Annotated in this window: 17 protein-coding genes and 1 riboswitch; of the genes, 8 read left to right on the top strand and 9 right to left on the bottom strand. The window is 66.5% G+C overall.

The window, feature by feature from the left end; genetic code table 11:
- Window positions 1–7 precede the first annotated feature (7 nt).
- Both FHW94_RS11120 and FHW94_RS11115 read right to left on the bottom strand, forming a co-directional pair.
- A complete protein-coding gene (locus FHW94_RS11120) occupies window positions 8–913 on the bottom strand; it encodes a hypothetical protein (protein ID WP_168555882.1) in 906 nt (301 codons plus the stop codon).
- A 233-nt stretch (window positions 914–1,146) separates the two neighbouring features.
- Entirely contained in the window at window positions 1,147–2,046 is a 900-nt protein-coding gene (locus FHW94_RS11115) for a homoserine O-succinyltransferase (protein ID WP_168555881.1), read from the bottom strand.
- Window positions 2,047–2,102: 56 nt separating this feature from the next.
- A riboswitch (SAM-I-IV-variant riboswitch) is annotated at window positions 2,103–2,216 on the bottom strand.
- A gap of 160 nt (window positions 2,217–2,376) precedes the next feature.
- On the opposite strand from FHW94_RS11115, the gene FHW94_RS11110 reads away from it, so the two are divergent.
- Complete coding sequence (locus tag FHW94_RS11110; RefSeq protein ID WP_168555880.1) at window positions 2,377–2,556, top strand: ferredoxin; 180 nt, start codon at window positions 2,377–2,379, stop codon at window positions 2,554–2,556.
- Window positions 2,557–2,644: 88 nt separating this feature from the next.
- Window positions 2,645–3,124: a bacterioferritin gene (bfr, locus tag FHW94_RS11105; protein WP_168555879.1), complete on the top strand. Its 480-nt coding sequence runs from the start codon at window positions 2,645–2,647 to the stop codon at window positions 3,122–3,124.
- A 133-nt stretch (window positions 3,125–3,257) separates the two neighbouring features.
- Here bfr and FHW94_RS11100 read toward each other — a convergent pair whose 3' ends face one another.
- From FHW94_RS11100 to FHW94_RS11090, 3 genes are all read right to left on the bottom strand, one after another.
- Window positions 3,258–4,541, bottom strand: a complete 1,284-nt coding sequence (locus FHW94_RS11100; protein WP_168555878.1) for an amidohydrolase family protein — start codon at window positions 4,539–4,541, stop codon at window positions 3,258–3,260.
- A gap of 86 nt (window positions 4,542–4,627) precedes the next feature.
- A complete protein-coding gene (locus tag FHW94_RS11095; RefSeq protein ID WP_168555877.1) occupies window positions 4,628–5,413 on the bottom strand; it encodes an SDR family oxidoreductase in 786 nt (261 codons plus the stop codon).
- A 26-nt stretch (window positions 5,414–5,439) separates the two neighbouring features.
- Window positions 5,440–6,231, bottom strand: coding sequence for an inositol monophosphatase family protein (locus FHW94_RS11090; protein ID WP_168555876.1), 792 nt, complete (start codon window positions 6,229–6,231; stop codon window positions 5,440–5,442).
- A 138-nt stretch (window positions 6,232–6,369) separates the two neighbouring features.
- Between FHW94_RS11090 and FHW94_RS11085 the strand changes: the two genes are divergently transcribed.
- Complete coding sequence (locus FHW94_RS11085) at window positions 6,370–7,314, top strand: AraC family transcriptional regulator (RefSeq protein ID WP_168555875.1); 945 nt, start codon at window positions 6,370–6,372, stop codon at window positions 7,312–7,314.
- A gap of 23 nt (window positions 7,315–7,337) precedes the next feature.
- Here the strand turns inward: FHW94_RS11085 and FHW94_RS11080 are convergent, their stop codons facing one another.
- The gene (locus FHW94_RS11080; protein WP_168555874.1) at window positions 7,338–9,833 is read right to left on the bottom strand and encodes a TonB-dependent receptor; all 2,496 of its coding nucleotides are present in this window, start codon (window positions 9,831–9,833) and stop codon (window positions 7,338–7,340) included.
- A gap of 145 nt (window positions 9,834–9,978) precedes the next feature.
- Window positions 9,979–10,914 carry a ribose-phosphate pyrophosphokinase gene (locus FHW94_RS11075; RefSeq protein ID WP_022676495.1) on the bottom strand — a complete coding sequence of 312 codons (936 nt, stop codon included), beginning with the start codon at window positions 10,912–10,914 and terminating at the stop codon, window positions 9,979–9,981.
- Window positions 10,915–11,085: 171 nt separating this feature from the next.
- Between FHW94_RS11075 and FHW94_RS11070 the strand changes: the two genes are divergently transcribed.
- The gene (locus FHW94_RS11070; protein ID WP_168555873.1) at window positions 11,086–12,753 is read left to right on the top strand and encodes an NAD+ synthase; all 1,668 of its coding nucleotides are present in this window, start codon (window positions 11,086–11,088) and stop codon (window positions 12,751–12,753) included.
- Between the two features lie 102 nt (window positions 12,754–12,855).
- A complete protein-coding gene (locus tag FHW94_RS11065; protein ID WP_168555872.1) occupies window positions 12,856–13,335 on the top strand; it encodes a hypothetical protein in 480 nt (159 codons plus the stop codon).
- Between the two features lie 111 nt (window positions 13,336–13,446).
- Here the strand turns inward: FHW94_RS11065 and FHW94_RS11060 are convergent, their stop codons facing one another.
- A complete protein-coding gene (locus FHW94_RS11060) occupies window positions 13,447–14,559 on the bottom strand; it encodes a serine hydrolase (protein ID WP_349237498.1) in 1,113 nt (370 codons plus the stop codon).
- 205 nt (window positions 14,560–14,764) lie between these two features.
- Here FHW94_RS11060 and FHW94_RS11055 point away from each other — a divergent pair, with 205 nt between their 5' ends.
- A complete protein-coding gene (locus FHW94_RS11055) occupies window positions 14,765–15,070 on the top strand; it encodes a hypothetical protein (RefSeq protein ID WP_210425606.1) in 306 nt (101 codons plus the stop codon).
- On the opposite strand, the gene mnmA is transcribed toward FHW94_RS11055, so the two are convergent.
- Complete coding sequence (gene mnmA, locus FHW94_RS11050; RefSeq protein ID WP_246866102.1) at window positions 15,067–16,209, bottom strand: tRNA 2-thiouridine(34) synthase MnmA; 1,143 nt, start codon at window positions 16,207–16,209, stop codon at window positions 15,067–15,069. The genes FHW94_RS11055 and mnmA overlap by 4 nt on opposite strands.
- A 543-nt stretch (window positions 16,210–16,752) precedes the next feature.
- Here mnmA and FHW94_RS11045 point away from each other — a divergent pair.
- Window positions 16,753–17,052, top strand: coding sequence for a DUF1153 domain-containing protein (locus FHW94_RS11045; protein ID WP_110764137.1), 300 nt, complete (start codon window positions 16,753–16,755; stop codon window positions 17,050–17,052).
- Window positions 17,053–17,689: 637 nt separating this feature from the next.
- Window positions 17,690–18,841: an efflux RND transporter periplasmic adaptor subunit gene (locus FHW94_RS11040; protein WP_168555869.1), complete on the top strand. Its 1,152-nt coding sequence runs from the start codon at window positions 17,690–17,692 to the stop codon at window positions 18,839–18,841.
- The last annotated feature ends 39 nt before the right edge of the window (window positions 18,842–18,880 follow it).

Below are 18,880 nucleotides of genomic sequence, written 5' to 3'. Positions count from 1 at the left end.
TCGCCGTTCAACCGGTCGAAGGCATCGTGACCGGGCGCGCCTGTGGGCGGAACCATAGAGTGCCGCAGGCCGCATCGCGCGCCTGGCGCCGGGTCTTTTCATCGCTGCCCTGGGTGGATGTGAGCAAAGGCAGACCCGAACAGGCATTGTTGGCAATGCGGAACAGGGCATCGAAAGCGGTGGGATCGACGGCGCCGATCCCCAATGGCCCCCGATCCGTGCTGTCGAACAGGGATTTGGTATCGATGTCTAGACATTCTGCAGACACGGCCCGTTCCACGGTCATCGGCTTGCTGGCACTATCTTCGCAACCCTTTTGGATAGCCACGGCCTCCAGCCCCGAGCGGAAGCTGCCATTGGCATAGTGCAGGCCGACAGCGAGCGATTTCAATGCCTTCAATGCCTTGAATGCAGCGCCCATGACATCGCCATTGGCTACGGCAGTGAGGAACGCCCGCGCTCGATCGGCCGGCAACGCGGCCACCACCACCTTGATCAAGCTAGCTTCGACCAGCGGCAATTCGCTTTCGAAATTGGTGGCATAGCCCGTGCAGGCCTGCAGATTTGCCACATCGTTGACCACCGCATCGGCGGCTGCCGCGCCGCCACCTGCGACCGCTTTGGCTGCCGAGGCTGCCGGTCCCACAACGTGGCAAGGCGTATTGGCCGCTGCGGGCGCCTGATAAAGATTGGCAGCGGCAAAATCGATTTCCCGTGCTGCGCTGGCAAGGTAATTGGCAAAGGCATCGGCATCTTCCACCCGCACGGTGGACTGGCCCATGCGCGCCGCCATGGCCAGTACGATAGCCGCGCGGAGTAGGACGAGCTGCTTGTTATCGCGCGCGCGAAAACTGTGCCGATCAAGCGCCTTGGCCGGATAGCCACCGTTGCCATGGAGATCATCCAACACCATGGAACAGCCAGAAGTGGCAAGAAGACTGCAAGCAGCAACAGCGGAAACAATCCTGCGCATGGCCCCACTCCGTCCAAAAGACAATCGATGCGACCAGCGAGTTTTTATTCAATTAATACTAAGCCATATAACCGCAGGCATCAAGCTTACGCGGCAAAACAGCCACAATGGCGCCTTATACCCTATTTAGATGATCACGCCCTATTCAACCAAGATCATAATCTTTGACGTCATCAACCACCGATATCGGCCAGATCGAACGGCGTGGTCTGGTAGACTTCGTTGATCCAGTTGCCGAACAGCTGGTGGCCATGGGTGCGCCAGGTGTTGCGAGGCAACTGGGCCGGGTTGTTGTCGGGATAATAGTGCCGGGGCACGATGCGCTCGCCATCGCGGCGGTATTCGGTGTCGAGCGTGAGCGTATCGTATTCCAGGTGGTTGAACATGTGCAGCGCGCGGCGTGCCGGATCGTCGACCAGGCAAGGGCCGACTTCCTCGCTGTCGAGCAGCACGGTGAGGCCGGCGCCCAGGTCTTCCCGGCGCACTTCGCTCCAGCGTGAGACGGGCACGGGCACCAGGTCCGACATGCCGCGCAGCCAGGGGCTGGCCGGCGCGCGGTTCACATGGGGAAACACGCCATGGGCCTTGGCGCCCAGTTGATGCTTGGGCACGCCGTGGAAATGGGCGAGCGCGGCCATCGCGCCCCAGCAGATCGTCAGCAGGCGATGGCAGTGAGTCTGGCTCCAGTCGAAGATCTGGCGCAACTCGTCCCAATAGGTCACTTCGCCGTAGTCCATGGTTTCCACCGGCGCCCCGGTAACGATCAGGCCGTCGAAGCGCTCGGCGCGCACGTCGGTGAACGGGCGATAGAATTCGGCGATGTGCCCGGCCGAGGTGGTCTTGCTGACATGGCCCGAGAGGCGCACCAGCTGCAGCTCGATCTGCAGCGGCGTGGCGCCGAGCAGGCGGGCGATCTGGGTTTCGGTGGTGATCTTGTCGGGCATCAGGTTGAGCAGCGCGATGCGCAGCGGGCGGATATCCTGCCGCGCGGCCTCGGTCTCGCCCATGACGATCACGCCCTCGGCTTCGAGCGTACGGCGGGCGGGGAGGTTGTCGGCAATCCTGATCGGCACGGGGCAAGTCTTTCCTGGGCAGTGAACTGCATCGAAACCGGGAAAGACGCCTGGGGCTTGCTCCGTTTGATTGCCGGATCGGCCACATCCTCCCCGTTGGGGGAGCGCCACCTTGCCCGGAAACCGGCAGGTTGGCGTTGGGGCGTCGCCCCCAACTCTCGATGCTTGGCCGTGCATGTAGCGGCGGGGCGAGCGCTTTGCAAGGCGGCCCGCAAAGCCCCGCACCCTGCCGCAATCCTGCGTTTACCCCTTGCTCATGAGAATGAATCGCATTACCCTGCGAATCATTCTCATGAGCGAGAGACCCTCAGAGCGAGAGATACGGGCGTCATGTACATCTGCATCTGCAATGCCATTCGGGAAAAGGATCTGCGCCAGGCCGCCCGCTGCCACGCGCGCGGCGATGCCGAAGCGCTGTATGGCACGCTGGGCTGCCGGGCGCAGTGCCGCCAGTGCCTGGACGATGCCGACGACGTGGTGGCCGACGAGCGCGCCTGCGCCATGGCCTGATGCGCCCGCGCGCATAATCTGCGGATTGCCCGCCAGCCTGGTCTGGCCTAGCCTGCCTTCCGGTTCAACGGCATAGGAAGGTCTGGCCATGAAGGGCGATGCCAAGGTCATCGAGTTCCTGAACAAGGCACTGTTCAACGAACTGACCGCGATCAACCAGTATTGGCTGCACTATCGCCTGCTGTCGCACTGGGGCGTGAAGAAGCTGGCCGAGTTCGAGCGGCACGAATCCATCGACGAAATGAAGCATGCCGACATGCTTGCCGACCGCATCCTGTTCCTGGACGGCCTGCCCAATTTCCAGGCGCTGGGCCGGTTGAAAGTGGGCGAATCGGTGGAGGAAGTGCTCAAGGCCGACCTGGCGCTGGAGTATGAGGCGGTGCCCGTGCTCAAGGACGGGATCGCCCATGCCGAAACCGTGCGCGATTATGTGAGCCGCGACTTGTTCCAGAAGATCCTGGAAAGCGAGGAAGAGCATATCGACACGCTGGAAACCCAGCTCGACCTGATCAAGCAGATGGGCATCCAGAACTACATCCAGTTGAACAGCCAGCCGCCCGAGGAGTGATTTTTCCGGGCTGGCTGGGGGACAAGCCCTCCGCTCTTTGGAACAGGCCCTCCCCCAGCCCCTCCCGCACGCGGGAGGGGAGTTTAGAAAGTCCCCTCCCGCGTGCGGGAGGGGTTAGGGGAGGGCTTGTTGCTTACTGCGCGGCCTTCACCACTTCGCCGCCCTTCATCACGAAGGCCACGTGTTCCAGCGTGCGCACGTCGGCCAGCGGATCGCCATCGACGGCGATCAGATCGCCATAGCGGCCGGTGGCGATCGCGCCCACGTCTGCCGTGCGGTCCAACGCTTCGGCCGCGCTCTTGGTGGCGGCCTGGATCGCTTCGATCGGGGTCATGCCCCATTCCACCATCTTGGCGAACTGGCGCGCGTTGAAGCCGTTGGGATAGACGCCGCCATCGGTGCCGAACAGCAGCTTGACCCCGGCGGCATGGGCGGCGCGGAAGGTTTCGCGCTGCTTGCGGCCGATCATCTTTTCCTTGGCCAGGCTTTCGGCAAAGACGCCGTTCTTCTCGCCTTCGGCCAGGATATAGTCGTCGTTGTAGATATCCATGTCGAGCCAGGCGCCCTTGGCCTTGGCCAGCTTGAAGCTTTCCTCGTCGGCAAGGCTGGCGTGCTCGATCGTGTCGATGCCAGCGCGCAGTGCGTCATTGATGCCGGCGGTGCCATGGGCGTGGGCCGCCACGCGCATGCCCAGCATGTGCGCTTCATCAGCCACGGCCTTGAGCTCTTCAAAGCTCATCTGCTGGGCGCCGACCGAATCGGTCTTGGAAAAGACCCCGCCCGTGGCGCAGATCTTGATCACTTCGGCGCCATACTTGCGCACTTTGCGGACCAAGGCGCGGAATTCGTCGGGCGTGTTGGCGATCTGCGGCGAAGGCACCGTGATCGAGGGCGGGAATTCGGTGGAATCGCAATGGCCGCCGGTGGCGCCCAAGGCATAGGTCGCTGGCACGATGCGCGGGCCCGGGACATAGCCCATCTCGATGCCCTGCTTGATCGCGACGTCGTCGTAATTGGCCGAACCGACGTTGCGCACGGTGGTAAAGCCGGCTTCCACCGTCTTCTTGGCATTGGCGACGCCGACGACAGTGCCGAAGTTATCGGTGAACTCCAGCCCGCGATAGCCACCGAGCGTGGGGTCGCTGGTCAGGTGGACATGCATGTCGATCAGGCCGGGCAGCAGCGTGCGCGGCCCCAGGTCGATCACTTCGGCCCCGGCCGGAACCGCGTCGCCCGCCTTGCCCACGGCCGTGATGCGGCCATCGGTGACCACCACCTGCGCGCCATCAACGCGCTTGCCCGCCAGCACGTCGATCATATGGGCGGCACGCACCACCACGGTCTTGGCCTGGGCCGTGCCAGCCACCAATGCGACCAGCGCGGCCGCTCCCAGCGCCACGCTCTTTATCGTTTTCATGAACCATCCTCTTCTTCAGGGGGATGGCGGCAAAGTTGCATGCGCAACGATATTGAACAAGTGTCTAATCGACCGCGATCATGCGATCATTCGGCGTAGATCATCTTCCGGGTCATGCCGCCGTCCACCACGATCTGCTGCCCGGTGACAAAGCCCGCGTCGGCGCTGGCCAACCAGGCGATGGTCGCGGCGATATCGTGCACCGTGCCGACGCGGCCGACGGGATGCTGCGCCTCGTCGATCGGGCGATGATCGCCATCGTGGGCGCGGTCGGCGCGTTGCCAGGGGCCGGTCTCGATCCAGCCGGGCAGGACGGCATTGACGCGCACCTGCGGCCCCAGGCCCACGGCCATGGCATGGGTAAGCGCGCAAAGCCCGCCCTTTGCCGCGGCATAAGCGTAAGTATCGGGTTCGCTCTGCAAGGCGCGGGTAGACGCGATATTGACCACGCTGGCACCATCGCGCCGCCGCAGCAGCGGCAGGGCGGCCCGGCTGCACAGGAACGCGGCGGTGAGCGAGGCATCGATCCAGCGCTGCCAATCGGCCAGGGCCAGGTCTTCGAGCGGACCGCAATCAGGATTGGCAATGCCGGCGTTGTTGACCAGGCAATCGATGCCCTGCGCTGCCCATTGCGCGATGCGGGCAAAGGCGCGCGCCACGGCCTTTTCCCGGCCGACGTCGCAGGTGATCGTCAAACCCTGGCCGCGCGGCAGCATGGCAGCCAGTTCCTTGAGCGCAGCGGCATCGCGATCGAGCCCGATCACGCGCCAGCCGAGCGCGGCAAAGTGCAAGGCGGTGCCCCGGCCGATGCCGGCGCCCGCCCCGGTAATCACGATAGTGGGCGCGGCGGAAGTCGAGGAAGCAGCGGTCATGCCGGGCAGAACGCGGCAGGCCGCGATCAGTGCCGGTGGCTGTGGCCGGCGGCCAGCGCCTCGATCGCGTCGTCCAGACGTGCCGGATCGCCCAGCGCCAGGACATGGCCTTCCGAACCGATGTGCAGCGGATCGCCGTTCCAATCGGCCATGGTGCCGCCCGCGCCTTCCACCACGGGCACCAGCGCGGCCCAGTCGTGCAGCTTGAGCCCGGCCTCGCACACGATGTCGAGTTGGCCTGTGGCGAGCATGGCGTAGTTGTAGCAATCGCCGCCCATCACCATGCGGCGGTAATCGGTCTGGCCGGCCAGGGCCATGAAGTGATCGCCTTCATGCTGGCTGAAATAGTGCGGGCCGGTGGTGGCGATGGTCGCGTCCGACAATTCGCGGCAGGGCCGGGTTTTCACGACCTGACCATTGAGCGTGGTGGGCTTGCCCGAAGACCCCACCCAGCGTTCGCCGGCAATCGGCTGGTCGATCACGCCCAGGACCGGAAAGCCATCGACCAAGAGCGCGATCAGGGTGCCGAACAGCGCCCGCCCGGCGAGGAAACCGGCCGTACCATCGATCGGATCGAGCACCCAGCTGCGCCCGGACGTGCCCTGGGTGGTGCCAAATTCCTCACCAATTACCGTGTCTTGCGGGCGTTCGGCGGCCAGGATGGCACGCATCGCTTCTTCGGCGGCGCGATCGGCCAGCGTCACCGGGGTGGCATCCCCCTTGCGTTCTGCAGCAACGCTGCGGAAATAAGGGCGAATCGCAGCGCCGGCGGCTTCGGCAAGGCGGTGGGCCAGGGCAATGTCGTCATCGAGCTTCATGGACCTGTGCTTTGCCGATAGCGCCGATCCGGTCAAGCAGGCGCTCCTATTTCCGGATAAGGGGCATAGTTCAAAAATTTTGCATTTCCGAACAGCAGGCAAGAGGGCAAGGACGGCTTGCGCAGGGGGTGAGCAGAAATGAACCGCAATATCAGGCCGGGCGTGGACCGGGCGATTGCGCCGGCCGCCGGGGTGACTCGTCAGGGCCAACCCCTGTCCTACAGCCGCGCGCCGGCGCCCGATCTCGCGCCATGGATCGGCCGGTTCTACGTCACCGTGGTCGATGCCCCCGCCAATTATGCCCTGCAATGCGGGCTGCTGGCCGATACGGCGTGCATCCGCGTGCAATTGCGCGGCGCCTGGACGGCGCAAACCCGCGATGGGCCCTGTGCCCTGGGCCGGGCGGCGCTGGTCTTCGGGCCCAACAGCAAGCGCATGGCCGTGGGCGTGACCGGCAGTTTCACCAGCGTGGGTGCCGTGGTGCGCCCGGGCGCCGGCTATGCCCTGACGCGCCTGCCCGAAGCGGACCTGGCCGACCGGTTTACCACCATCGATCGCCTGGGGCTGGACCCGGCGCGCTGGCTCGACATGTTCGATCCCGCCGCCACGCCCGAAGCGTGGTGCCAGGCGATGGAGCAGGAACTGCGCGCCATGATCAACTGGCGTGGCGCGCCCGAGCCCGACCCGGTGACCGCCCGGTTCGAAGCCGCGGCGCTGGCCAACCCCTCGATCGGCGTGGCTGAGTTTGCCGCGCAATGCGGGATCGAGCAGCGCCGGCTGGAACGCATCGTGCGGCGCGATTTCGGCCTGACGCCCAAGCAGGTGCTGCGCCGCGCCCGGGCGCTCGACATGGCGAGCCACCTGCGCGGCGTGGCCGACGATGCCGAGGCCGAAACCCTGGCCCTGCGCTATTACGACCAGAGCCACCTGATCCGCGAATTCACCGCCATGTTCGGCATGTCGCCACGCCAGTTCGTGGACCTGGCGCAACCGCTGATGACGCTGTCGCTGGAAACGCGCCAGGCGCGCCGCCTGGAAACGACCGAGCGGATCGCGCCGGGCGGTATCCGCCCCTGGCAATGAGCGCCCCGCGCGCGGCAGGTGCGTTACAGGCTTAGGCGCAGCGAGGCGCTGATCGTGCGCCCGGTGAGCAGGCGCCCGCGCACCACGCCGCTGCTGGGCACCGTGGCATCGTCGATCGAGGTCAGCGCCAGCACGTCGAACAGGTTCGCCGCGTTGAGAGAGACGGCGAGGCGATCGGTGACATTGGCCTGCACGAAGGCATTGGTGGTGACATAACCGGGCATTTTCAGGATATTGCTATCCTGGGCATAGCTGCTGGTGGTGCCAATGAAGGCCGCGCCCAGATTGAACCGGTCGAACGTGACCTGGGGCATGGCCTGGAAGATCACGCTGGCCAGGTGGCGCGGGCGCTTGCCGTTGACAGTGGGATCGATGAAATCCTCCACGATCCGCGCGTCGGTATAGGTTGCCCCGCCGGTCAGGCTGAACATGCCGCGTCGCACGCCGGCTTCGAATTCCAGCCCTTGCGCCTTGTAGCGGCGGGCGATGGCCACGCCGGTGGAGGTGTTGACGTTGGTATCCTGGCTGCGCACGCTGAACCCGGTGAGGTTGACCGTCACGCCGCTCTGGCGGAATTTGAAGCCCAGTTCGGCCTGGCGCACCGGATCGTAGACAGCCTGGGGAATGGCCAGGGCGCCGGTGGCGGTATCGATCGCCGAGGTGAACAGCAGGCGATCGGCATTGGCGCGCGCGCCGCGGCTGTAGCGCCCAAACACCGAGAATGCCTGGGCGACGCGGTAGTTTACCCCCACCGACCACGACAGGTAGTGATAGTCATAATGCACCGGCGCCGGGCTATCGAGCGGGGTATAGCCCACTTTCTGTTCGGGCAGGGAAATCAGCCCGTCACCGTTCATGTCGCGGCTGATCGTGCCGATGCGGCCGCCGCCCAGGTCAGACCCCATGACCTGGCCGCGCGCGCTGCCGAAATCATAGCGCAGGCTGCCGCCCAACGCCAACTTGCCGATGCGGTAATTGGCTGAACCGTACAGCGCCTGGACTGCGTAATCGACGCTCATCGTGCGGCGCTGGGTGCCGTTGTTGAGCGCATAGTTATAGGCATAGATGCCGTTCTGGGTGACGGCCTGGCCGCCGGCATTGGTCACGTTGAGCAGCGCGGCCTGGCCATCGCCACGCACTTCTGAAACCACCTCGGCCCAGCGCAGCGCGGTGTGGACCGCCTGGCGCGAGGCATAGAAGCCGCCGGTGAGCGTGAGATCGCCCGACCCGACGCGATAGATCTTGCTGGCGCGCAGATCGTTGACCAGGCTGCCCAGGTCTTCCTGCGGGCGGATGCGCAAGTTGAGCACGGCAATCAGGCCATTGCCGTTGAGCGCCGCCGGATCGGCAATCGCCTCGCCGGCATGCGGGCCATTGGCATAGGACAGCGTGGCCCCAGCCCCGCCCAGCTTGGTAAGCCCGGCGGCGGCGGTATAGAGCGTGCTGGAAAAGGGCCCGTACAGCCCGCCCGAGCGGCTGGCGACGCGGAAGCGGTCGGTCACCGTCCAGCCATCGAGATCCACCTGCGCTTCCAGGCCCAGTGCCTTTTCCTTGACCCGCTGCCCCTGGCGCAAGTCTTCGCTCACCGGATTGTTGTTTTCATCCAGCATGGTGATCGACTGGAGATAGGTGGTCGAGAGCGTATCACGCGTGGGATTGAACCCCGCCACCGCGACCAGGCCAGGGCTTTCGGCCGTGCCCGTCACGCGCAGCGGCACCGAATCATAGAACGGCGAGCGATCGTCGAGCAGCTTGGCGTAGAGGCGGACATAGCCGCCATCGAACGTGCGGGTGACGTTGAATTTGAGCTGCCCGCCACGCTGGCCTTCAAAGCCGATGCGGCGCGGCCCCTCGCCCTGGCGCCAGAACCCGCCGATGTGGAAGCGGGTGTTTTCACCCACCGGGCCGCCATATTCGAAATCGGCGCGGCGCTGTTCATAGTTGATGCCACTGGTCAGCATCAGCGTGCCGCCCGCGCGCTCGCCCGTGGCAGAGATGAAATTGATGATCCCGCCGGGCGAATTGGAGGCAAAGGTGGAGGCCGAGCCGCCGCGGATCGATTCCACCTGCGCCAGGTTGAGATCGGCGCGCAGGAACGTGTCGGAGCTGGCGCCGATGATATCGCCAAATTCCATTACCGGCAGGCCGTCTTCCTGCAACTGCACGAACTTGCCCCCGGTGGAGACCACCGGCAAGCCGCGGATCGAGATGTTGGCAATGCTTTCGCCGTTGGGCGCTTCGGAAAAGACACCCGGCAGCGCGCGCAGCAGTTCGCCGATCGAGCGCGGCGCCAGGCGCAGGATATCGGCCTGGTGCAGCGCGCTGGTGGACGTGGCGCTGTCGAGCCGGTCACGCCCCTTGGCAACGCCGGTCGTGACCATGTCGGACGATGCCGGGGTGGGCGCGGTCACTGGCGCGGCACCGGCCGGATCGGGTGCGGCGAGGGCCGAGGCGCTGGCCAGTGCGGGCAGCGCGCAGGCAAGGCGAAGCAGCAGGGAAAGGGGCAGGCGCTTGGTCATGGTTCTCGCTCGCAAACCGTGTGGATTTGCGAGCGAGGGCTAAACGAACCTGGCTAATTCCGACCGACCGGGCCTTGCGGGAAGGCCCTTAGGACATCCCGCGTTGGCCGTGCCATCCACCACGACATCGTGGTGGATCGAACAATCAGTCGAACAGGCTGGAGACCGAGCTTTCGTCGGCGATGCGGCGGATCGCCTCGCCGATCAGCGGCGCGATGGTGAGGATGCGGATGCTGTCGCAATCCTTGGTCGCTTCGGTGGGCAGGATGGTGTCGGTGATCACCAGTTCCTTGAGCGCCGAATTGCCCACGCGGGCCACCGCAGCGCCCGAGAGCACGCCGTGGGTGATGTAGGCGGCAACCCCAGCAGCGCCGGCATCCATCAGCGCCTGCGCCGCGTTGCACAGCGTGCCGCCCGAATCGATGATATCGTCGATCAGGATGCACATGCGGCCCTTCACGTCGCCGATGATGTTCATCACTTCGGACTGGCCGGGGCGATCGCGGCGCTTGTCGACGATCGCCAGCGGCGCGTTGTCCAGCCGCTTGGCCAGCGCGCGGGCGCGGACCACGCCGCCCACGTCGGGCGAAACGACCATCAGTTCCTGGCCGCCATAGCGGGTCTGGATATCGGCCGCCATCACCGGGGCGGCGAACAGGTTGTCGGTGGGAATATCGAAGAAGCCCTGGATCTGCCCGGCGTGCAGATCGACCGCGAGCACGCGATCGGCGCCCGCCGTGGTGATCAGGTTGGCGACCAGCTTGGCCGAAATCGGCGTGCGCGGCCCGGGCTTGCGATCCTGGCGGGCATAGCCGAAGTAGGGCACCACCGCGGTGATCCGCTTGGCCGAGGCGCGGCGCAGGGCATCGATGCAGATCAACAGTTCGAGCAGGTTGTCGTTGGCCGGGTAGCTGGTGGATTGCACCAGGAAGACATCTTCGCCGCGCACGTTCTCGTGGATTTCCACGAAGACTTCCTCGTCGGCAAAGCGGCGAACCGAAGCGTCGGTCAGCGGCAGTTCCAGATAGGCCGCAATGGCGCGGGCCAGCGGCAGGTTGCCGTTGCCGGACATGATCTTCATGGCGTTTCCCTCGAGTCTTTCGGTGATCCTGATCCTGGCGCCGCCCTTAGCCCAAGATGACAGTTTTGCAACGCCTGTGCGCCCCATCCGCCCCGCGGCCGCGCCGGTTTTGCGCCTTCCGGGGCACAGCCCCCCTTGCCCGCCACCGGCCAAGCCGCCTAGGGTTTGGCCATGGCCGACAAACTGATCATCACGCTTGCGCAACTCAACCAAAGGGTTGGCGACCTTGCCGCCAATGCCGCCGCCATGCTGGAGGCACGGGCAAAGGCATCGGGCAGCGACCTGATCGTCTTTCCCGAAATGCAGTTGATCGGCTATCCCCCCGAAGACCTGATCCTGAAACCCGCGTTGATCGCGCGCGCGGCAGTGGAACTGGAAAAGCTGGCCACGGCCACCGCCGATGGCGGCCCGGCGATGCTGGTCGGCTCGGTCTTCGTGCGCGACGGGGCGCTGCACAATGGCGTGGCCCTGCTCGATGACGGGGCAGTGGTGGCGACGCGCTTCAAGTACGAACTGCCCAACTATGGCACGTTCGATGAAAAGCGCCTGTTCCTGCCCGGCCCCCTGCCCGAGCCGGTGCCGTTCCGCGGCGCAATGCTCGGCCTGCCGATCTGCGAGGATATCTGGCACCCCGACGTGTGCCGCCATCTGGCGCAATTGGGCGCGGAAATCTTCCTCTGCGTCAACGGCAGCCCCTATGAAATCGACAAGGACGTGCTGCGCATCGATGGCGTGGCCAAGCGCCGCGCGATCGATACCGGCATCCCGCTCGCCTATGTCAACCGCGTGGGCGGGCAGGACGAAGTGGTGTTCGACGGCGCCAGCTTCGTCGTCGGCCCCGAAGGCGCGCTGTGGGCGCAACTGCCGGAATGGGAAGAAGCCGTGGTCGACACGGTGTGGAACAAGGTGCCCTTCGGCAACGGCCACCGCTGGCGCTGCGAGGCGGGCGACGTGGCCGAGCCGACCGAGCACCCCGAAGACATCTATTGCGCCATGGTCATGGCCCTGCGCGACTATGTGAACAAGAACCGGTTTCCCGGCGTGATCCTGGGCCTTTCGGGGGGCATCGATTCCGCGCTCTGCGCCGCCATCGCGGTGGATGCGCTGGGCGCCGATCGGGTTTGGTGCGTGATGCTGCCCAGCCGCTATACCAGCCAGGAAAGCCTGGACGACGCGGCCGGCTGCGCGCAGATGCTGGGCGTGCGGCTCGATACCGTGCCGATCGGCCCGGCGGTGGATGGCTTTACCGATATGCTCAGCCCCCTGTTTGTCGGGCGCGAGCCGGACCTGACCGAGGAAAACCTGCAGTCGCGCATTCGCGGCACCACCTTGATGGCGCTGTCCAACAAGTTCGGGCCGATGCTGGTGACCACCGGCAACAAGAGCGAGATGAGCGTGGGCTATGCCACGATCTATGGCGACATGAACGGCGGCTACAACCCGTTGAAGGACGCCTACAAGACCACGGTGTTCGCCCTCTCGCGCTGGCGCAACGAACACCGCCCGCGCATCGGCCTGGGCCCGCAAGGCCCGGTCATGCCCGAACGGATCATCACCAAGCCGCCCAGCGCCGAACTGCGCCCCGACCAGAAGGACGAGGATTCGCTGCCGCCCTACGACGTGCTCGACGCGATCCTGCTGGGGCTGGTGGAGCACGAGAAGAGCGTGGCGCAGATCACCGCCGAAGGGCACGAGCGCGCCACGGTGGAACGGATCGAGCGGCTGCTGCACCTGGCCGAATACAAGCGCCGGCAGGCGCCGCCGGGGGTGAAACTGGGCAGCCGCAATTTCGGCCGCGACCGGCGCTACCCCATTACCCAAGGGTTCCGCACGGCCTGACCGGGGCAGGGCACGGCTGGCAGTTATTGCGAATGATTATCATTGACGGGATGCGGGCGCAGGCATAGTCTGATTTGCGAATCGATCGCAAGAAAGGCTGTCATGTCCGCACCCCACGCCCAGCGCGGCCCCGTTTCGCCCGACACTGCACCGGCCACCTCGGCTCGCCATGCGGCGATCGTGGCATCGCTTGCCCGCCCCCAGGACGTGCGCGCCCTGTCGCTCACCGCCTTGCACGTGGTGATGGCCATGCGCCTTTCCGCCATGTTCGAGCGCGTGGGCCGCGATCCCGTGCCAGACCTGGCCCAACGCTATCGCAGCGTGGAAGCGGCGGCGGCCGTGCATGCCCTGGTGCGCCGGGTGATCCGCACCTGGCCCGAACGCTTTCTCGTCAACCGCCCGTGCCAACTGGTGATGACGCCCGACGAGGCCACGCTGGCGGCGATGACCCGCCATGCCCTGGCCGGTGACAGCGACGGCTTTGCCGAATTGCTGCACGGCTTCGTCCGGGCAGACCGGCTCGACGGCCTTTATCATGCCACCCAACACGCGGCCGCGCTGCTGTCAGGACGCAGCGTGTAACCGTGTGCCCGTTCCGGGCCGGCAGCCGCCGGCATTCCTGGCGCCCCGCTCCTGCCGAAGGGGGTGCCGGCCGCCGGCCCGGAACGGGCAAATCTTCAGCGAACACGTCCCCTAGCGCGCCGGCCCGCCGGCAAACAGGCTGACGATATCGCGCAGGCGGCCCATCAGCGCTGCATCGCCACCGGGCGGCGTCGCGCCCAGGCGCACCACCACCAGCTTGCGCGCCGGGGCCACCAGCACGGCCTGGCCGCCATCGCCCAGCGCGGCCAGCATGTCGCGCGGACCGGCTTGCGGAAACAGGCGCGCATCGCCCGTGGTGGGCGCGCGATTCAGCCACACACCCGCGCCATATTGCTTTTCGCGCGGGCTCGGGCTGACCATGAAATCGATCCATTGCCGCGGCACCAGTTGCGCGCCGTGAACCGCACCGCGATTGCGCAGGAATTCGCCAAACCGCACGAAATCGCGCGCCGTGGCATCGATCATCGCCCCGCCGTTCATGGTGCCGCGCGCATCGTAGCTTGGCACGATGCCGCGCATCAGCACGGGTTCGAACAGGCGCGTGCGCAAGTAGTCGGCCACGGCGCGGCGGCGCGCATCGGGGTCTCCGGCGGGGGCGAGCACGCGCGCGGCCAGGTCCGCCAGGATGATTCCGCTGGCTGCATCGTCCTGGAACCGCGCACCCGGTTCGGCGGCGAGCGGCTGGTCTTCGGCGGCGCCGGCCATGTCGTCGCGCCCGGCACCGAACAGCATGCGCGCTTCGTCGCCCGGCTCTTCGCGCAGGCCCGAGCGCATTTGCAGCAGGTGCCGCAGCGTGATTTCGCCGCGTGGATCGCCGGGCCGCTGCCAGGCCGGCACCGGCGCGGTTTCATTCAGGCGCAGCCGCCCATCGGACACCAGCATGCCGATCATCACCGCCGTGATCGAGCGGGCAATGCCGCCACCGGCAAAGCGGGTATTCTCGTGATAACCGGGGGCATAGCGTTCGGCGATGATGCGCCCGGCGCGCATCACGATCACCGCGCGGGTTTCACCCAGTTGCCTATCGCCCCCGGCCTCCTGCCCCGCAGTGTCGGCAAACAGCCCATCCACCGCGCGAGCCAGGCTTTCGCGGTTGACGCCGGGATCGTCCACCACCGCGGCAAGCGCCTGGGGCGAGAGCGGCGCTTGCGCGGGTGGACTGGACGAGCAGGCGAACAAGGCTGGTGCAAGCGCCACCGGCACGATATGGGCCAGCCACCGGCGGGCACAGGGTATACGGAATCGCGGGGGGCTCTGCATGGTTGCCCCGGTCTTTCCACCAGATCGAATGCACATGGCAACCACCAAGGCTTCTTCTTCCCCGAATGATCCGCTCCATTATGGCAGTCCGTCGTCTTCCGGCCGGCCGCCTGGACGCCCCCCTGCGCGGCGCTGGGCCTGGCGTGGATTGGGCCTGCTGATCGGTCTGGCGCTGGGGCTGGGCGTGGTCTTCGTATCGTTTGTCTGGCGACCGGCCCGCGAAAACGCGCGAATCGAAGCGGCCCGCGCGGCACGGCTGGCCTGTTCGTGCCGCTATGTGGGCGGGCGCGCGCTGGGCGACTGCGACAAGGACATGCCCAAGGGGCGCTTTCCGGTGTCATTGGCCGAAGACGCCGGCGCCCACACGGTGACCGCCAGCGTGCCGCTCGCCGCCGCGCAGACCGCCACTTATCGCGAAGGCTGGGGCTGCCAGTTGCAACCCTGGCGGGATTAAATGGAAATGGCCTCGGCAGGCTCCGTGCCGTCGATCCAGCCGCCGCCGATCACGCGATCCCCGGCATAGAGCACCGCCGCCTGGCCCGGCGCCACGCCATATTCGGGCGCGGCAAAGCGCAGCGTGGTGGCCGCGCCATCGCCGAAGGGGCCGTCGAGCACGACCGGCACAGGCTTGGCCAGCGAGCGCACCTTGGCAGTCAGCGGCTCATCCGTGGGCAGCGGGCCGATGCGGTTGGTTTCGATCACGCGCGCGGCCGCCACGCCGAGCAGGCGGCGCGGGCCGACCAGCACGCGGGCATCGGCGGCATCCAGGCCCACGACATAGAGCGGTTCGGGCTGGCCGCCGATTTCCAACCCGCGTCGCTGGCCCACGGTATAGTGGATCACGCCCTGGTGCTGGCCCAGCACCTCGCCGGTCTGGGCATGGACGATCGTGCCCGGCCGCCCGCCTTCGGGGCGCACGCTGCGCACGATCTTGGCGTAATCGCCATCGGGCACGAAGCAGATGTCCTGGCTGTCGGGCTTGGCGGCCACGGCGAGGCCCATGGCCTGCGCCAGCGCGCGCACTTGCGGCTTGGGCATGCCGCCCAGCGGGAAACGCAGGAACTCGAGCTGTTCCTGCGTGGTGCCATAGAGAAAATAGCTCTGGTCGCGTGCCGGATCGGCGGCGCGATGCAGTTGCGCGCCGGTGGGCGTGGCGACGCGGCGCACATAGTGCCCGGTGGCCAGGCAATCGGCGCCCAGTTCGCGCGCCATCGCCAGCAGATCGGTGAACTTGGGCCCCATGTTGCAGCGGATGCAGGGAATCGGCGTGCGCCCGGCCAGGTAATCGTCGGCAAAGCGTTCGACCACGTCCTCGCGAAAGCGCGATTCGTGATCGAAGACATAGTGGGCAATGCCCAGCCGATCGGCCACGGCGCGGGCATCGCGGATGTCATCGCCCGCACAGCAGGCGCCCTTGCGCCCCGTGGCAGCACCGTAATCATATAATTGCAGCGTGATACCAATGACTTCCGCGCCGCTCGCGGCCGCCAGCCCGGCCACGACCGAGCTATCCACGCCGCCCGACATGGCCACCACGATGCGCCGCGCCGAGGCAGGGGTCGCCAGGTCGAACAACGCCAGCGGATCGGCCAGGTCACCAAAATCGGGCACGGAATGCGGGATCGCGGAAGGGGGAATACAATGCGCCATGGGGCGCCCATAGGCGCTTTTCCCACGGGTTTCAGCGCAAAAATGGCACGCATGGGGGCAAGCCCACTGGGCAATTGGTTAATTTTTTGTAAAGAGCCGTTTTACACTCCTTTATCCCTATTGGGCCTATGTCGGGTCCATGGACTTGGGTTTCGACGATCTGCGCGGCCTGGTGGGCGCCGAATCGGCAGGAGTGCTGCGCGAGCTGCACTGGGCCGAATTCTGTGCCCGGCTGGAAGCCGCACAGGACCTGCGACGGGTGTCGCGGGATGCTGCACTGGCAATGCCAGGCGGCACGGGCCTCGGCAGCTTCCATCGGGTCGCAGCCTGGATGTTGCACGGGGCAGGACATCACAGAGTAGGTCATGAAGATCTTGTTAACCCAACCTCTTCAGCGAATGGCAAAATGGAGGGAAGCACAACGGTGATGAAGCCAAACAGGCCGTCCCCCCCGCGCAAAGGCGCAGCTGACCGACGAGAAGTGCCATGATCGAAAACCAGAAAATCAGGCCGGCGCAGGTTATTGGCCCCTTGGGTGAACCCCTGACGCTCGACAGCCTGCCCCCCGCCAACACCACCCGCTGGGTGGTGCGGCGCAAGGCAGAAGTGGTGGCCGCCGTCAACGGCGGGCTGCTGACCATCGACGAGGCCTGCGAACGCTATGGCCTTACCCTGGAAGAATTCGCCTCATGGCAGCGCGCGGTCGACCGTTCGGGCATGCAGGGCCTGCGGGTCACCCGTATCCAGCACTATCGCGACCTTTACGAGCGCCAGCTCAAGTATTGATCACGCGCCTGCCCCGGCCCCCGTGCGGCCGGCCACGCATGCGCGACACCGCCATCCACGGTGCGGCCGTCCGGGGCAACCCGGGCGGCCGTTTTGGCATGCACGGGCAGCCGGATCGGCTGGCCCGGACCGCGCGGCCATTGCTGCCCCGCACGCGCGATGTTGCAACCGCACCAAAATGGCGGCGATATTTTTATCAATGGCATGGCCCAGTCCTGTTGGGGCCAGACGTTGTTTGTCGAGCCGTGATTGCAACTGGTCGTTGCGCCAGCTAATAGCGGGGTAAATACTGGCAAGGTAAGGAACCTTCGGATGTTGCGCGGTTCGCGCCGATGTCCGCAAGGCGGGGGCCATGTCGGCAACCGGGGCCGGCGACCGGCGTGCATGGCAACCGCATCGTGCCGGTTGCAGCGCTGGTTCCGTCGCAATCGGGCCATCCGTTGCGATGGCGTGCAGCCGGGTTTCCGGCCGCACGCGCTTGATTGAGGTTGGGACTACACCGCACGTCCCACCGCTGCGCCTGGCGTGGCGGCGGGACGAGCACAGGGGATCGTGGCCAGGGCCACGCGGCGCCATCACGGTTGCCGCGCGGGGCCTGACGGCCGGGGAGGCAATTCTGCTGGACAAGACGCAAGACATGAACAGCCTGGCCGATATGCCGGCCACCCGGGGCAATCGGCTGCGCGGCCTTGCCATCGGGGCCGGGCTTGTCGTGCTGCTGGCGCTCGCCTGGTGGTTGATGCACCGCAACGGCGGGGCCGAGGTTGCCGCCGATGCACAGTCCCAGGCCCAGACCGTCACGGTCGTGGCGCCGGGACAGCAGACGGTCGACGCCACGGTGGTGGCCAGCGGCGTGATCGCGGCCAAGCGCGAAATGCCCGTGGGCATCGCCGGTGAAGGGGGCCGCGTGGTGAGCGTGCTGGTCGATGCGGGCACCTGGGTGCACGCCGGCCAGGTGCTGGCCGTGGTCGATCGCTCGGTCCAGGTGCAGCAGGTGGCCAGCCAGGCAGCCGGGGTGGAAGTGCAGGAAGCCAACGCCCGGATCGCCCAGAGCAATCTCGATCGCGCGCTCAAGCTGGTGGCCAAGGGCTTCATCTCCAAGGCAGACATCGACCAGTTGACCGCCACCCGCGATGCCGCCGTGGCGCAAGTGCGCGTGGCCCGCGCCACGCTGGGGCAGTTGCGCGCCAACACCGCCCGGCTCAACATCGTCGCCCCGGCCGACGGCCTGGTGCTGACGCGTGGCGTGGAACCGGGTCAGATCGTGAGCTCGGGCAGCGGCACGCTGTTCCGCATGGCCAAGGATGGCGAACTGGAAATGCAGGCGCGCCTGGCCGAAGTGGATCTGGCGCGCATGCACGAAGGCGTGACCGCCCAGGTCAATCCGGTGGGCACGACGCAGAGTTTTCCCGGCACGGTGTGGCAGGTTGCCCCCACCATCGATCCCACCACGCGCGAAGGCATTGCCCGCATCGCGTTGCGCTATGATCCCGCGCTGCGGCCCGGCGGCTTTGCCAGCGCCACGATCCACAGCGGCACGACAACCGCGCCGATCCTGCCCGAAACCGCGATCCTGAGCGATCAGAACGGCAGCTTCGTCTATGTACTCGACAGCGCCAACAAGGTGACGCGCCGCGCGGTGAAGATCGGCGACGTGAACGCCAAGGGCATCGTCGTGCGCGAAGGGCTGACCGGCAACGAACGCGTGGTGCTGCGCGCGGGCGGCTTCCTCAACCCCGGTGACACGGTGCGACCGGTGCTGGCCGGTTCCGCGGCCCCAGCCCAGTAATCCCGGCGCACTGATCGCAGCCCATCAATCGGACCAGGG

This window comes from Novosphingobium sp. SG720, from assembly GCF_012275365.1.
Classification (GTDB): domain Bacteria; phylum Pseudomonadota; class Alphaproteobacteria; order Sphingomonadales; family Sphingomonadaceae; genus Novosphingobium; species Novosphingobium rhizosphaerae.
This window is presented reverse-complemented; position numbering and strand designations above follow the sequence as displayed.